Genomic DNA, 14,351 nt, shown 5'->3' on the forward strand with positions numbered 1-14,351 from the left:
CACGGTGTGACTCCCGTGCCGCGTGTTGCCTCCGTGACACGCTGTGGCTGGTGCGACGCTGGCCCGGCCCACCTGCCCCCCTCTGCTCCAGGGAGCGCTCGATGCTGCAGTGCCGACCCGGCCGGCGACCTCCCCGTCGCCCCGCCACGGCCCGCACGCACCGCCGGCCGGCCCGCGCCGTGCTGGCCGCACTGCTCACCGGCGTGGTCCTGCTCGGGACCGCCGGGCCGGCGTCGGCCGTGCCGCCACCGCCGCCCAACCCGACCGACGAGGAGATCACCGGCGCGCAGGCCGCGCAGGACGCCGCCGCGGCCGAGGTCGGTCGGTTGCAGGCCGAGGTCGCCCTCGCCCAGACCGAGCTCGAGCGGCTCGGCGTGCAGGCCGAGGCCGCCGGCACCGCCTACCTGGCCGCCGAGGAGGCCCTGGCGCTGGCACAGGCAGCCGCGGACCAGGCGGCTGCCGACCTCACGGCCGCGGCCGCCGCCGTCGACGCCGCGATCGCCCGCATCGGCGGCTTCGCGCACGACAGCTACATGAACGGGTCCACCCTCACCACCGCGGCCGCGCTGCTGGACTCCGCCGGCCCGGGTGAGCTGATCCAGCGGGCCGCGATGCTCGACTACGTCGCCGACACGCAGGTCGACGTGCTCGAGGAACTCGAGATCGCCCGTGTCCGGCAGGCCAACGCCGAGTCCTCGGCCCGGGTCACCCGCGACCAGATGGCCGCCGCGGAGGAGGAGGCGGCCGCCGCCAAGGCCGCCGCCGACGCGCAGCTGGCCGCGCAGCAGCAGGCGGTCGCGGCCGCCGAGGCGAACAAGGCCGCCCTCGACCAGCAGTTGCAGGACGCCCAGATCCGGCTGCTGGAGCTGCAGGGGGCGCGGGACGCCTACGCCGAGTGGCAGCGGCAGAAGGAGGCCGAGGAGGCCGCGGCCGCCGCGGCTGCGGCCCGTGCCGCGGAGGAGGCCGCCGCCGCGGCCGCGGCCGCCCGCGCCGCCGCGGCCGCCGCGGCCGCCGCTCCGGCGCCGACCTCGTCCTCGTCCTCGTCCTCGGCCTCGGCCGGCAGCAGCGCCCCGGTCAGCGGGTCGGGCTACGTCAAGCCCACCTCCGGGCGCACGTCGAGCTGCTACGGCATGCGCTGGGGCGTGCTGCACGGCGGCGTCGACATCGCCGCCCCGATCGGCACGCCCATCTACGCCGCGACCTCCGGCACCGTGGTCCGCACCGGCCCGGCGACCGGCTTCGGCCTGGCCGTCTACATCCGCGGCTCCGACGGCGCGGTCACCGTGTACGGCCACGTCAACACCGAGTACGTCCAGGCCGGTGAGCGGGTGGTCGCCGGGGAGCTCATCGCCGAGGTCGGCAACCGTGGCCAGTCCACCGGGCCGCACCTGCACTTCGAGGTCCACCCGTCGGGTGCCATGTACGGCGGCCAGGTCGACCCGGTGCCGTGGCTGCGGGCCCGCGGGGTGAGCATCAGCGGCTGCTGACCCGCACGGACGACGACGGCCCGTCCCCCGCGTGTGCGGGGGACGGGCCGTTCGTCGTCCGGGCCTCCTGCGGAGGTCCCCGCCTAGCTCGTGGGGGCGGCCGCGGTGCAGTTGGCCTGCGTGAACTGCTGGACGGCGGTGCCGTCGGGGCCGTTGGCCACGCCGACGAACTCCTGGGCGGCCGTCTGCAGCTGGGCCTGGCCCTCGGGGGTGCTGATGTCGATCGAGCCGGCCTGGTCGGCGAAGGTCTGCACGGCGTCGCCCACGACCTGCCACGACGAGGCGATCTCCGCCGGCGGCTGGACGGCGTCGAACGCGCCGGCGGCCTGCTGCAGCAGGGGCGGCAGCTGCTCGGGCGTGGCGGCGCCGAGCTGGTTGCCCAGCTCGTTGAACTCGGCGGCCTGGGCGCAGAACTCGGCGACGGCGGGGTCGTCGCTCGTGGTCGGGGCCGGGCTGCTGGTCTCGCTCGGGGACGGCGAGGACGACGACGCGCTCGACGAGCTGGTGTCGGCGCTGGTGGACTCCGCGGCCTCCTCGCCCTCGGACCCTCCTCCGCTGCAGGAGGTGAGCAGGACGGCGGCAGCCGCGGCGACCAGCGCGGAGCGGGAGCGGGACGTCAGGGAACGCATGCGGCGAGGCTAGCCGCCGGGCGGGCGGCCCGCCCCGCCGCGCGGCTACCGTGCCGGACGTGCGCGCCCCGGCAGACCCCCGTGTCACGTGGGACCTCCCCCGCCCCGGTTCGCTGCCCCGGACGGCGGAGCTGGAGCCGCTGGTCACCCGGGTGCTGGCGCCCAACCCCTCGGGGATGACCCTCGACGGCACCAACACCTACGTCGTCGGCGCACCCGGCAGCGGGCAGGCGGTCCTGGTCGACCCCGGGCCCGACGACCCCGCCCACCTGGCCGCGGTGGAGGCGGCGCTGGCCGCCCGCGACGCCCGCTGCGTGGCCGTCCTCGTCACCCACCACCACGTCGACCACGCCGAGGCCGCGCAGCCGTGGGGCGCCCGGCTCGGCGCGCAGGTGGGCGCGGCCGACCCGGCCGTGGCCGGACCCCGCGGCCGGGTGCTCGAGGCGGGCGAGCGGCTGCGCCTGGCCGGCACCGTCCTCGGGGTCGTGCCCACGCCCGGGCACACCGCCGACCACCTGGCCTTCCGGCTGGAGTCCGGCGCGGTGCTGGTCGGCGACCACGTGCTCGGCCGCGGCACCTCGGTGGTCACCCACCCCGAGGGGGACGTGGTGGCCTACCTGGAGTCGCTGCGCCGGGTGCACGACCTCGGCCCCAGCGCGCTGTACTGCGGGCACGGCCCCGAGCTGACCGAGGACCCGGGCGCCGTCCTCGACTACTACCGCGCCCACCGCGCGTTCCGGGAGGCGCAGCTGCTCGCGGCGCTGGTGCGCGGCGCCGGCACGGTCGACGCGCTCGTGGCCGACGTCTACGCGGGGGTGCCGCGGGAGCTGTGGCCGGCGGCGGCACAGTCGACCCGCGCCACGCTGGCCAAGCTCGCCGCGGACGGGCACGTCGTCGTCGACGGCGACCGCGTCACGCTGCCGTGACCGCGGGCGTCGCGGTCGTCCGGGCCGCCGACAGCGAGCGTGACCAGCGGCGCGCCGCGGCGGCGCTGCGCTCGGCCGGCCTGCGCGCCGGTGACCGGCTCCTGGTGTCGGCCGCGTCGTCGCCGGCCCTGCTCGCCGTCGTCCTGGGGGCGCTGCGGACCGGGATCGTGCCCGTGGTGCTCGACCCGGCGCTGCCGCAGGCCGAGCGGGCGGCGCTGGCCGCCGACGCCGACCCGGCCCTCGACGTCGGGGACGAGCCCGGCCGGCTGCTCGCCGGCCGGGACGGTGCGGACCTCGCCGACGTGCCGCTGGCCCGGCCGATGCACTACACGTCGGGGACCACCGGGCGGCGCAAGGGCGTGTGGTCCGGCGTCCTGGACGACGCCGACGCGCGCGCCCTGGCCGCCGAGGAGATCGACCTGTGGGGCTTTGCCCTCACCGACCGGCACCTGGTCCTCTCGCCGCTGCACCACTCCGCGCCGCTGCGCTTCGCCGTCTCCACCCTGTTGGCCGGCGGCGAGGTGCTGCTGCCCGGGCCGTTCGACGCCGCCCGGGTCGCCGCGGCGATCGGCCGCCACGCCCCGACGACGACGTTCTGCGTGCCCACGCACCTGCGCCGGCTGCTGGCCCGCGACGACGTCGACTGGTCCTCGTTCCGCCGGCTCGTGCACGCCGGTGCGCCCTGCCCCGAGCCGCTGAAGCGGGTGGTGCTCGGCGCGCTCCCGGCGGGCTCCGTGTGGGAGTTCTACGGCTCCACGGAGGCGCAGTTCACCGTCTGCTCCCCGGAGGACTGGCTCGCGCACCCCGGCAGCGTGGGCCGGGCCCGCCCGGGCCGGCGGCTGGAGACCGACGACCGCGGGCAGCTGTGGTGCGCCGTCCCGCGCTGGGCGCGGTTCGAGTACTGGCGGGCACCGGAGAAGACGGCGGCGGCCTGGCGGGGCGACCGGGTGACCGTCGGCGACCTCGGACGCGTCGATCCCGACGGCACCGTGTGGCTCGACGGCCGCCGCGAGGACCTGGTCATCTCCGGCGGGGTGAACGTCTACCCGGCCGAGGTGGAGGCGGTCCTCGACGCGCACCCGGACGTGGTGGAGAGCGCGGTGGTCGGCGTCGCCGACGAGGAGTGGGGCCAACGGGTGGTCGCGGCCTACGTGGGCAGCGCCGAGCCGGCCGAAGTCGGCGCCTGGGCGCGGGAGCGGTTGGCCCCGGCCAAGCGGCCCAAGAGCCTGCACCGGGTGGGGGAGCTCCCGCGCACCTCCACCGGCAAGGTGCGCCGGCTGGACCTGCCGGGGGTCCTGGGCCTGTGACCGGGGAGGCCGACGTCGTCGTGGTCGGCGCGGGCTCGGCCGGCTGCGCGCTGGCCGCCCGCCTCGCCGACGCCGGCCGGTCGGTCCTGCTGCTCGAGGCGGGCGCCGACCACGCCCGGCCCGGCGACTTCCCGCCGGACCTGCGCGACGCCGCCACGCTGCGCGCCGCCGTCCCCGGGCACCCGGCCAGCTGGTCGCTGACCACCGAGCTGACCCCCGGCGTGCGCGCCCCGCTGCCCCGCGGGCGGGTGGTCGGCGGGTCCAGCGCCGTCAACGGCGGCTACTTCGTCCGGGCCACGCCCGCCGACCACGCCGGGTGGGCCGCCGCGGGCAACGACCTGTGGAGCCTGGAGGCCACGCTGCCGGCCTGGTGCCGGCTCGAGGACGACCGGCAGTACGGCCACCGGCCCGGGCACGGCAGCGGCGGGCCGGTGCCGGTCACCCGGCCCACCGGCCGGTCGCCGCTGGCCGACGCGTTCGCCGCCGCGGCCGCCGAGCTCGGCGTCCCCGCGGAGCCGGACAAGAACGCCGGCGGCCCGCCCGGGTACGGACCGGTGCCCCTGACCGTCGACGGCGGCACGCGCGTCAACACCGCGATGGCCTACCTCTCCCCCCGGCGCGGCTCCCCGCGGCTGACCGTGCGGGGCGGGGTCCGGGTGCGGCGGGTGCTGGTGGAGCGCAGCCGCGCCGTGGGGGTCGACACCGACGCCGGGCCGGTGCGGGCGGCCGAGGTGGTGCTCGCGGCCGGCGCCGTGGGTTCGCCGCACCTGCTGCTGCTGTCGGGCATCGGGCCGGCCGCCGAGCTGCGGGCGCTCGGGATCGACGTCGTCGCCGACCTGCCGGAGGTGGGCGCCGACCTCAGCGACCACCCGCTGGTCCACCTGCCCTGGGTGCCCGTCACCGGCCTGCCGGCGGGCGACTGGCCGCTGCCGCTGCACGGCGTCCTCAACGCCACCTCGTCGGACTCGCCGGTGCCCGGTGACCTCGAGGTGCTGCCCTGGCTGCGGCCCTGGGGTGTGGTGGTCCCCGGCAGCGGCGGGGACGCCCGCACGCTGTCGCTGAGCGCCGGGCTGTACCGGGAGGAGAGCCGCGGCCGGCTGTCACTGCTCTCGGCCGACCCCGCCGCGGCGCCGCGCATCGAGCACCGCTACCTCGCGACCGCCGCCGACCGGCGGCGGCTGCGCGAGGCGGTGCGCCTGGCCGACGGCCTGCTGCGGACGCCGGCCCTGGCGCCGCTGGTCTCCGATCGCCCCGGGCCGGACGACGACGTCCTCGCCGACGACCGCGCCCTCGACGGCTGGATCGCCGCGCACCTCGCGACGGCGATCCACCTCGCCGGCGGGGCGCGGATGGGCCCCGACGGCGATCCCGGGGCCGTCGTCGACCAGCACCTGCGCGTGCGCGGTGTCGCGGGGCTGCGGGTGGCCGACACGTCCGTGCTGCCCGAGGTGCCGACCCGCGGCCCGGCGGCGACCGCGGTGCTGGTCGGGGAGCGCGCCGCCGAGCTGGTGACGGCGCCGGCTTGACCGCCGTGCGATCCGGGTCACGGCACCGATAGCGTCGCCGTGCCCGCCCGGCACCGGCGCCCGGCGGCCCGACCGGCAGGAGAGCCCGTTGCCCCAGGTGCAGACCGTCCGCGGTCCCGTCGACACCGCCGAGCTCGGCCAGACGCTCATGCACGAGCACGTGTTCGTGCTCGACGCCGAGATCCAGCAGAACTACCCCGACGAGTGGGGCAGCGAGGACGACCGGGTCGCCGACGCGGTGCAGAAGCTGACCAAGCTGACCTCGACGGGGGTGCGGACCATCGTCGACCCGACCGTCATCGGGCTGGGCCGCTACATCCCCCGCATCCAGCGGATCGCCGAGCAGGTCGACCTCAACATCGTCGTGGCCACCGGCTGCTACACCTACGACGACGTCCCGTTCTTCTTCCACCACCGCGGCCCGGCGCTCAACGAGGCCCTGGGCACCGAGGTGCCCGACCCGATGGTCGACATGTTCGTCGGCGACATCACCGAGGGGATCGCGAACACCGGCGTGCGCGCCGGCCTGCTCAAGTGCGCGATCCACCACCAGGGCATGACGTCGGGTGTCGAGCGGGTCATGCGCGCCGTCGCGAAGGCGCACCGCACCACCGGCACCCCGATCACCGTGCACACCCACCCGGGCAGCCGCACCGGTCTCGCGGTGCAGAAGGTGCTCGACGACGAGGGCGTGGACCCCCGCCGGGTCGTCCTCGGCCACAGCGGCGACACCACCGACGCCGACCACCTCACCGAGCTCGCCGAGGCCGGCTTCGTGCTCGGCATGGACCGGTTCGGGATCAACCTGGACACCACGTTCGAGGCGCGCGCCGACATCGTCGTGGAGATGTGCCGCCGCGGCTTCGCGGGCCAGATGGTGCTCTCGCAGGACGCCTCCTGCTACATCGACTGGCTGGACCCCGGCGTGATGGCCCTGCTGCCGCAGTGGCACTACACGCACATCCACGAGGACGTGCTGCCCTACCTGCGCGAGCACGGCGTGACCGAGGAGCAGATCACCACCATGCTCGTCGACGTCCCGCGGCGGTACTTCGAGGAGACCGGGGTGTACTGATGGCCGCGTCCCCCTTCGACGAGAGCGGGATCGAGCGCGACGCCGCGGGCGTCAAGCACTACACCGGGGTGCCGGACTCGGTCGTGGCGATGCTGCGCGCGTCGGTCGAGCGGGACCCCGACGGCGAGGCCGTCGTCGAGCTCGACGGGCCGCGGCTGACCTTCCGGGAGCTGTGGGACGGCGCCGCGCGGGTCGCCGGCGGGCTGCGTGAGGCCGGCGTCGGCCGCGGCGACCGGGTGGCGATCCGGCTGGGCAACGGCGCCGACTGGGTGCTGGGCTTCTTCGGCACGCTGCTGGCCGGGGGCGTGGCCGTGCCGGTCAACACCCGGTTCACCGAGGACGAGGCGCGCTACGTCGTCGACGACAGCGGCGCCCGCGTCGTCCTGGCGCCCGGCACCCCGCTGCCCGAGGGCGCGCCGTGCGCCGAGGAGGGACTGGACCGCTCGGACCTGGCGGCGATCTTCTACACCTCGGGGACCACCGGCTTCCCCAAGGGCGCCATGACCAGCCACGAGAACTTCCTGACCAACACCGAGAACGCCCGCCGCGTGGTCGGCCTGGCCGGGCACGACCCGTCGCTGCGCAACCTGGTCAGCGTGCCGCTGTTCCACGTCACCGGCTGCAACAGCCAGCTGCTGGTCGCGCTGGAGAGCGGCGCCGCGGCGGTGGTGATGCCGGCCTTCGAGGTCGGCCGGTTCCTGCGGGCCGTGCCCGAGGAGCGGATCGCCGTGCTCACCTCGGTGCCCGCGGTGTACTGGCTCGCCATCAGCTCGGCGGGTTTCGCCGACGTCGACGTGAGCGGTGTCCGGTACACCACCTACGGCGGCGCGCCGATCGCCCCCGACCTGGTGCAGCGGATCAAGCGGGCGTTCCCCGCGGCGCGGGTGGGCAACGGCTTCGGCCTGTCGGAGACCTCGTCGATCTCCACCTTCCTGCCGCACGAGTACGCCGACGCCCACGCCGACTCGGTGGGCTTCCCGGCGCCGGTGGTCGACCTGCGGCTGGCCGATCCCGACCCGGAGACCGGGGTCGGGGAGCTGCTCATCCGCGGGGCGAACGTGGTGCAGGGCTACTGGGGGAAGCCCGAGGCCACCGCGGAGGCGTTCGCGGGCGGCTGGCTGCACTCCGGCGACCTCGCGCGGATCGACGACGAGGGCCTCACCTACGTCGTCGACCGCGCCAAGGACATGATCAACCGGGGCGGCGAGAACGTGTACTGCGTCGAGGTCGAGAACGCCCTCGCGGCCGCGCCGGGGGTCTTCGAGGTGGCGGTGGTGGGCGTCCCCGACCCGGTGATGGGGGAGAAGGTCGGCGCCGTCGTCGTGCCCCTGCCGGGCACCGAACTCGACGTCGGCGCGGTGCTGGCCCACGCCCGGGCGCACCTGGCCGACTTCAAGGTGCCGCAGTTCGTGTCCGTGCGCTCGGCGGTGCTGCCGCGCAACCCGGGCGGCAAGGTGCTCAAGCCGGTGCTGCGCCGGGAGACCTCCTGGGAGCCGGTGCCCCGCTGAACGGGGTGACCGCCGCGTCCCGGCGGCGCGCTGGCCGCAGCCGCCGGGACGGCGGGTCGGGGACGGTCAGCGGACCGTCGGGATCTCCGAGGTGGTCGTACCGGTCAGGGGCGACCACGCGTCGGGGTGCGGCCGGCCGGCGTCGGCGACCCAGCCGGCGGGGCGGTCGCTGCGGGTGGCGGGCCGGGCGCTCAGGCTGACGATCAGGGCGAGCAGGACCAGGAGGCCGAGGAGGACCCCGCCGATGACCAGGAGCGTCGTGAGCACTCACAGACGGTAGGCAGCGGACCGGTCCTGACCACAGGGAAAGGAACGACGGACAGGCCGGCGGACTCCGGCAGGTCCTGCCCACCGCGCGACCCCCGCCGGAGGGTCGGGACGTGCACTTCCGCGGAAGTGCACGGGGTCGCACCGTGACGTGCCGTGCAGTTCCGCGGAAGTGCACGCGGGTAGGGAGGGCGCGTGGAGGACCTGGCGCGACTGGCCGGCCGGATCGCCGCGGTACCGCTGGGGACCCTGGCGCGTCGGCGCTCCGGCAAGCCCATGCACCCCCGCGGGGCGGTGCTCGGCGCCGTCCTCGAGCGCGACGGCGCGGTGCCCGACTGGGGCGTGCCCTGGCTGACCGGCCCGGCGCGCGAGCCCGCCGTCGTCCGGCTCTCCCGGGGGGCGGGACTCCCGGCGCCGCTGCCCGACCTCCTGGGGCTGGCCGTCCGCCTCCCCGGCGGCGATCGGCCGGTGGACCTGCTCCTGTCGACCGCCGGCCGCGGCCGGTGGACCCGCTACCTGCCCGTGCCGCGCACCGACGCCGCTGTTCCCTACTCGTCGTTCATGGGCTACCGGTCGGCCGCCGGGACTCTGCGCCTGGCCGCCGTCCCGGACGGACCGGTGCACGTCCCGTCCGATCCCGGGCCCGTCCGCACCGAGGCGCCCGGCACGGTCTTCCGGCTGCTGGTGGCACGCGGGACGGGGGAGTGGACGCCGTTCGCCCGCCTCGTGCTCGGCGCCCCGGTCGGGGAGCCGGACCCGGACCTGCGCTTCGACGCCGTCCGCAACCCGCCCCCGGGGCTGCTCGCCGACGGCCCGATGGCCCGCTTCCGGGCCCCGGCCTACGCCGCCGCGCGGGAGGGCAGGAGCACACCCCCGAACGAGTGACGTGGACCACTCGGTGAGATCGCACACGGTTGTGCGGCACCATCCTCGGGTATCCGAGACAACGGCGTTCACCGAGGAGCACCGCCCTGCTGTCGCAGTGCTCGGACACAGGAGGGGTGCAGGCTCGCGTGGTCCACGCACTTCCGCCCTCCGCGTCCCGTGCACCGGTCCGCCTCGTGACGGTGCCGCACCGCGACGCCTACGTCGACGCCGTGGTGCCGGGGAACGCCGTCCGGGTGGGACCCGACCACGAGCCGAGCCCGTGGCTGGACCCGGGCTACCTGACCGCCTGGGCGCACCGCGTCGACGTCGTCCACGTGCACGCCGGCTACGAGCACCTGCCCGAGGACGAGGTCGTGAGCTGGACCGAGGCGCTGCGCCGCACCGGGGTGCCGCTGGTGGTGACCGTGCACCAGCTGCGCGACCCGGCCCAGCCCGAGCGGCGCCGCCACGACGCGCACCTGGCCGCGCTGCTGGCCACCGCCGAGGTGGTCCTCACCCTCACGCCCGGGGCCGCCGACGAGATCGCCGAGCGCTTCGGGCGGACGGCGATCGCCGTGGCGCACCCGTCGGTGGCGACGGCCGACCCGCAGATCGGCGCCGAGCGCGGCCTGGTCGGGCTGGCGCTGGGCGCCTCGCGGACGGCGGTGCCCGACCCCGCGGGACTGGTGCGGGCGGCATTGTCGGGCGCGGTGTCCGGCGGCGGCCGGCTGCGGGTGTTCCTCGAGCCGGGCGAGGAGCTGCCCGGGGGGCCGGAGCTCGCCCGCGCCGAGGGGCTCGAGGTGGTGATCCGCGACCCGGTGCGGTGGCCGCAGCAGTTGCAGGAGCTGCACGCCGCCGTCCTGCCGGAGCGCTGCGGCACGCACTCGCGCGACCTCGAGGTCTGCCGCGACGTCGGCACCCGCGTGGTCGCGCCCAGCTGCGGCTGGTTCGCCGACCAGTGGTCCGACGTGGTCGTCTACGGCAACGACGAGGAGACCGGGTTCGACCCGGTGTCGCTCAACGCCGCGGTCGGCGCGGCACTGACCCGGCCGATGCCCCGGCCGGCCGACCGGGCCTGGCGCGACGGACAGCTCGCGGCGGTGCGCGCGGTGCATGGTCAGGTGTACGAGCAGGTGCTGGCCGACCGGGTGGTCGGCGTCTGAGTCACCCGCCGTGGACGGCGTCGACCAGCCACAGTCCGGGCAGCACCTCGCGCTCCCCGGTCTCGCGGAAGCCCGCCTGCGCGTAGAGGCGACGGGCCGGGCGGTTGTCCCGGCCGGTGGAGACGGTGACCCGGCGACCGGCGGCGTCGGCGAGGACGGCGGCCACCAGGGCCCGGCCGGCGCCGCACCGGGCGGACGCAGGGTCGACGACCAGCCGGTCGATGTCGACCCCGCCGGGGGTGTCCCGCCGGCCGAGGGCGCCGACGACCGCGCCGTCCCGGAGTGCCACCAGCCAGTCCAGGCCCGTGGCGAGAAGGGCGGGGACGTCCTCGGCGAGAGCGGGGATGCGGTCGTCGCCGATCAACCGCGCCTCGACGGCGTAGGCGGCGTGCTGGACCTCGAGGAGGCGGGTGGCGAGGACGGGGTCGCGCGCCGGGTCGCGGCGTTCGACGACCACCGGGCTCCGTCCGCGGGGGGAGTGTGTGGGCAGGGGCGGGGTCGAACCGCCGACCTCTCGCTTTTCAGGCGAGCGCTCGTACCGACTGAGCTACCTGCCCCTCCCGGTGTCTCCACCGGAGAGCGACCCTGACGGGACTCGAACCCGCGACCTCCGCCGTGACAGGGCGGCGCGCTAACCAACTGCGCTACAGGGCCTTGCTGTGTGGTGCGTGCCCCCAACGGGGTTCGAACCCGTGCTACCGCCTTGAAAGGGCGGCGTCCTGGACCGCTAGACGATGGGGGCTCGTGTTCGCCGGGGGCAGGGAGAACGATACACGGCCCCCAGAGGTGCTCCGGACCCACCCCCGGCCCCGGTGTGCCGCGCCGCTGCGCGCCGGTCCCGAGCGCCGGGCCGGCCGGCTGTCACGATCCCCGCGTGACCCGCCGTGCCGCCCCGTCCCTCTGCGCCGCCCTGACCGCGGGCCTGCTGCTCACCGGGTGCGGCGGGGAGCCTGGTCCGGCGGCGGCGTCGTCCACGGCGACCTCCCCGGCGACCTCCCCGGCGACCTCCCCGGCGACCTCGTCGGCGACGGACGGCGGCGGGGACACCGCGGAGCCCACCGGGCCGGACGGCGGGGACGCCGGCACCGCCGCACCGCCGTTCCCCGCCGACACCTCGCCCGACACCGCCGAGGCCTCCGCGGACGCCCGGGTGACCGTCACCGACATCCGCACCGGCCGGCACGACGGCTTCGACCGGGTGGTGTTCGAGGTGGCCGGCACCGGCACGCCCGGCTGGGACGTCCGCTACGTCGACGTCGCCGCCTCGCAGGGCAGCGGCGACGAGGTGGAGGTGGCCGGTGCGGCGGTGCTGCAGGTGACCGTCACCGGCGCCGGGTACCCCTACGACACCGGCGTCGAGGAGTTCGCCGGCCCCGACCCGCTCCCGGGCCGGGGCACCGCGAACGTCACCGAGGTCGTCTTCGACGCCACCTTCGAGGGAGCGACGGTGGCCTTCGTCGGCACCCGCGCGGAGTCCCCGTTCCGCGTGTACCCGCTGCAGGACCCCGCGCGCGTGGTGGTCGAGGTCGCCGACCCGGCCTAGTTGAGGCTGGCGCGCAGCTCGACCCCGTCGTCGCTCACGCTGGTGCACTCCAGTGCCAGCGGCCCGGCGGCGACGCTCTCGCCCTCGCCGCAGGAGACGCTGGCGCCCCCGACGCTGATCGAGGCCCGCCCGTCCTGCACCCCGCCGAAGGTCACCGTCTGGCCGAGGATCTCGACCTCGCTGCCCTCGCCGTCGAGCGTGACGGTGCAGGCCGAGCCGGAGCACGAGACGCCGTTCGAGGTGAACGAGCAGCCGGCGAGGGGGACCAGCGCCAGGGCGCCGGCGAGGAGGCCGGCGGCCAGGCGGGGGCGGGACGTGGTGGACATGGCGGCGAGCGTAGGGCGGGCGGGTCAGCCGGTCGGGGAGGCCGGGGTCCCGTCGCCGGCGCCGTCCGGTGTGCCGTTCCCCGTGCCGTCGGCCGGCTCGGCCTCCGGGACGACGGTGCGCTCGATGGTCACCTCGGTCTCGCCCAGGCCGCCGAGCGTGATGTCGTCGTAGGCGACCAGCTCGCCGGTGTCGGGGTCCAGGTAGAGGACCGTGCAGGTCAGCGGCTCGGGGTACTCGCCCTGCAGCGCGCGCAGGCCGGCGCCGCCGGTGGAGCCCTGCACCATGAGCAGCGTGCCCTCGTCGAGGGTCTCGACCTCGCGCTCGTGCGTGTGCCCGGCCAGCACCAGGGGCACGACGCCGTCCAGCGGGAGCGCCTGTTCCGGGTCGTGCACCATCGCGATCGCCGGCGGCTCGGGCTGCTCCTCGGCCAGCTCCGCGAGGTCCTCGCCGGTCTGCTCGAGCGACGGGGTGTCGCCGGTGGCGGTCTGGTCGGGGGTGAAGCGCGGGTCGCGGGCCCCCACCACGGTCAGCCCGGCCACCGTCGTCGCCGAGGTGTCGAGGACGGTGGCGTTCGGCTGCCCGGCGACCAGCCCGGCGGTGACCACGGAGTCGTGGTTGCCGCGGATGAAGACGTAGGGCACGCCGAGCTGCCCGATCGAGGAGATGAGCCGGTTCTCGGGCTCGCTGCCCCAGTCGGTGATGTCCCCGGTGTCCAGCACGCCGTCGACGTCGAACTGGTCGACGACCTGGCGCACCAGGTCGAAGCCGGCGGGGTTGAGGTGCAGGTCGGAGACGTGCAGCAGGGCGACGGTGTCGTCGTCGCGGGTGGGGGTGGGCAGGGTCGAGATCGTGGCGTACAGCGTGCTGACGTTGGTGACGAGGTCCTCGAGGGAGGCCCGGTAGGCGTCGAAGCGGGCGACGATGTCGCGGGCGTCGCCGATCAGGCTGGTCGCGTTGACCAGCAGCCCGGTGTAGGTGGGCGTGGACAGCGCCTCAGGTCGCCAGGTGAGCGCGCCCAGGCCGGCCGTGCCGGCGAGCAGGGTCACCGACAGGCCGGCGGCCAGCAGCGGCTCCCGGCGGCGCCGCAGGACGACCAGCGAGGTGAGCGCGGCACCGCCGACGGCGGCGGCGGCGGAGACCCAGGCCAGCCGGACGACGGCGTCCTGCAGGTCCGCGCTGACCCGGTCGACGAGGCCGTCGACGCGGCTGGGGTCGGCCACCAGTGCCCGCACCCGCGCCTCGTCGACCCGGGTGAGCTGGACGTCGAGCCCGAAGGGGCCGTCGAAGGCGTCGACGTCGAGGGCGCCCAGCGGCGGGATCTCCACGGTGGCGCCGCCGCCGGACGGGGTGAGCGCGAACGTGGCGTCGAACGGGCCGAGCGGCTCCTCCACCCGCCCGAACAGCAGCACGCCGACCAGGGCGCCGGTGAGGGCGAGCGCCAGCCGGACCAGCCAGCGGCCGGCGGTCCGCCGACGGCGCGGCCGGGGCCCCGGGTCGGGCGCCGTCGGCTCGCTCATCCGACGAGGCTAGCCAGGCCGGGGACCTCCGGCGCCCCCCGGAGGGGGTGTCCGCCGGCGTCCTCCCTCACCGCGGCGCGTCCTCCCTCACCGCGGCGCGTCCTCCCTCACCGCGGGGGGGGGGGGGGGGGGGGGGGGGGGGGGGGGGGGGGGGGGGGGGGGGGGGGGGGGGGGGGGGGGGGGGGGGGGGGGGGGGGGGGGGGGGGGGG

14 protein-coding genes and 3 tRNA genes are annotated in these 14,351 nt (G+C 76.8%); 9 read left to right on the top strand and 8 right to left on the bottom strand.

The features are described from left to right. Positions 1-101 precede the first annotated feature (101 nt). Complete coding sequence (locus tag ACI79V_RS22215) at positions 102-1,487, top strand: M23 family metallopeptidase (RefSeq protein WP_456892804.1); 1,386 nt, start codon at positions 102-104, stop codon at positions 1,485-1,487. An 83-nt stretch (positions 1,488-1,570) separates the two neighbouring features. Here the strand turns inward: ACI79V_RS22215 and ACI79V_RS22220 are convergent, their stop codons facing one another. After that, positions 1,571-2,116: a hypothetical protein gene (locus tag ACI79V_RS22220; RefSeq protein ID WP_456873804.1), complete on the bottom strand. Its 546-nt coding sequence runs from the start codon at positions 2,114-2,116 to the stop codon at positions 1,571-1,573. A 59-nt stretch (positions 2,117-2,175) separates the two neighbouring features. Here ACI79V_RS22220 and ACI79V_RS22225 point away from each other — a divergent pair, with 59 nt between their 5' ends. From ACI79V_RS22225 to ACI79V_RS22245, 5 genes are all read left to right on the top strand, one after another. After that, positions 2,176-3,042, top strand: coding sequence for an MBL fold metallo-hydrolase (locus ACI79V_RS22225; RefSeq protein ID WP_456892806.1), 867 nt, complete (start codon positions 2,176-2,178; stop codon positions 3,040-3,042). After that, on the top strand, positions 3,039-4,349 hold the full coding sequence (locus ACI79V_RS22230) for a class I adenylate-forming enzyme family protein (protein WP_456892808.1): 1,311 nt from the start codon (positions 3,039-3,041) through the stop codon (positions 4,347-4,349). Before ACI79V_RS22225 ends, ACI79V_RS22230 begins: the two co-directional genes overlap by 4 nt. Continuing rightward, entirely contained in the window at positions 4,346-5,875 is a 1,530-nt protein-coding gene (gene mftG / locus ACI79V_RS22235; protein ID WP_456892810.1) for a mycofactocin dehydrogenase MftG, read from the top strand. The genes ACI79V_RS22230 and mftG overlap by 4 nt, the downstream gene beginning before the upstream one ends. 97 nt (positions 5,876-5,972) lie before the next feature. Further along, positions 5,973-6,950: a phosphotriesterase family protein gene (locus ACI79V_RS22240; protein WP_456892827.1), complete on the top strand. Its 978-nt coding sequence runs from the start codon at positions 5,973-5,975 to the stop codon at positions 6,948-6,950. Further along, on the top strand, positions 6,950-8,458 hold the full coding sequence (locus ACI79V_RS22245) for a class I adenylate-forming enzyme family protein (protein WP_456892812.1): 1,509 nt from the start codon (positions 6,950-6,952) through the stop codon (positions 8,456-8,458). The genes ACI79V_RS22240 and ACI79V_RS22245 overlap by 1 nt, the downstream gene beginning before the upstream one ends. Before the next feature lie 66 nt (positions 8,459-8,524). On the opposite strand, the gene ACI79V_RS22250 is transcribed toward ACI79V_RS22245, so the two are convergent. Continuing rightward, positions 8,525-8,725 carry a hypothetical protein gene (locus ACI79V_RS22250; protein ID WP_456892814.1) on the bottom strand — a complete coding sequence of 67 codons (201 nt, stop codon included), beginning with the start codon at positions 8,723-8,725 and terminating at the stop codon, positions 8,525-8,527. A 195-nt stretch (positions 8,726-8,920) separates the two neighbouring features. Here ACI79V_RS22250 and ACI79V_RS22255 point away from each other — a divergent pair, with 195 nt between their 5' ends. Together ACI79V_RS22255 and ACI79V_RS22260 are read left to right on the top strand one after the other, a co-directional pair. Then, the gene (locus ACI79V_RS22255) at positions 8,921-9,610 is read left to right on the top strand and encodes a phosphodiesterase (protein WP_456892816.1); all 690 of its coding nucleotides are present in this window, start codon (positions 8,921-8,923) and stop codon (positions 9,608-9,610) included. Between the two features lie 176 nt (positions 9,611-9,786). Beyond that, complete coding sequence (locus ACI79V_RS22260; protein ID WP_456892818.1) at positions 9,787-10,755, top strand: glycosyltransferase; 969 nt, start codon at positions 9,787-9,789, stop codon at positions 10,753-10,755. Position 10,756: 1 nt separating this feature from the next. On the opposite strand, the gene ACI79V_RS22265 is transcribed toward ACI79V_RS22260, so the two are convergent. From ACI79V_RS22265 to ACI79V_RS22280, 4 genes are all read right to left on the bottom strand, one after another. Next, positions 10,757-11,212 (bottom strand): GNAT family N-acetyltransferase, encoded by a 456-nt coding sequence (locus ACI79V_RS22265; RefSeq protein ID WP_456892820.1) that lies wholly within the window; start codon positions 11,210-11,212, stop codon positions 10,757-10,759. Positions 11,213-11,238: 26 nt separating this feature from the next. Beyond that, positions 11,239-11,312: transfer RNA gene (locus tag ACI79V_RS22270), tRNA-Phe, on the bottom strand. A 23-nt stretch (positions 11,313-11,335) separates the two neighbouring features. Next, positions 11,336-11,409: transfer RNA gene (locus ACI79V_RS22275), tRNA-Asp, on the bottom strand. Between the two features lie 15 nt (positions 11,410-11,424). Further along, positions 11,425-11,497, bottom strand: a tRNA-Glu gene (locus tag ACI79V_RS22280). A gap of 132 nt (positions 11,498-11,629) precedes the next feature. Between ACI79V_RS22280 and ACI79V_RS22285 the strand changes: the two genes are divergently transcribed. Then, positions 11,630-12,298, top strand: coding sequence for an AMIN-like domain-containing (lipo)protein (locus ACI79V_RS22285; RefSeq protein ID WP_456892822.1), 669 nt, complete (start codon positions 11,630-11,632; stop codon positions 12,296-12,298). Here ACI79V_RS22285 and ACI79V_RS22290 read toward each other — a convergent pair. Then, positions 12,295-12,624 carry a hypothetical protein gene (locus ACI79V_RS22290; RefSeq protein WP_456892824.1) on the bottom strand — a complete coding sequence of 110 codons (330 nt, stop codon included), beginning with the start codon at positions 12,622-12,624 and terminating at the stop codon, positions 12,295-12,297. The two genes, ACI79V_RS22285 and ACI79V_RS22290, sit on opposite strands and share 4 nt — an antisense overlap. 24 nt (positions 12,625-12,648) lie before the next feature. Next, positions 12,649-14,142 (bottom strand): metallophosphoesterase family protein, encoded by a 1,494-nt coding sequence (locus tag ACI79V_RS22295; protein ID WP_456892826.1) that lies wholly within the window; start codon positions 14,140-14,142, stop codon positions 12,649-12,651. Between the last annotated feature and the right edge of the window lie 209 nt (positions 14,143-14,351).

Source organism: Geodermatophilus sp. SYSU D00700, from assembly GCF_054050255.1.

Excerpts from the sequence above, each read along its gene's own strand:
- ACI79V_RS22295 (WP_456892826.1), bottom strand. The coding sequence starts at position 14,142 with ATGAGCGAGCCGACGGCGCCCGACCCGGGGCCCCGGCCGCGCCGTCGG.
- ACI79V_RS22290 (WP_456892824.1), bottom strand. The coding sequence starts at position 12,624 with ATGTCCACCACGTCCCGCCCCCGCCTGGCCGCCGGCCTCCTCGCCGGC.
- ACI79V_RS22245 (WP_456892812.1), top strand. The coding sequence starts at position 6,950 with ATGGCCGCGTCCCCCTTCGACGAGAGCGGGATCGAGCGCGACGCCGCG.
- ACI79V_RS22215 (WP_456892804.1), top strand. The coding sequence starts at position 102 with ATGCTGCAGTGCCGACCCGGCCGGCGACCTCCCCGTCGCCCCGCCACG.
- ACI79V_RS22220 (WP_456873804.1), bottom strand. The coding sequence starts at position 2,116 with ATGCGTTCCCTGACGTCCCGCTCCCGCTCCGCGCTGGTCGCCGCGGCT.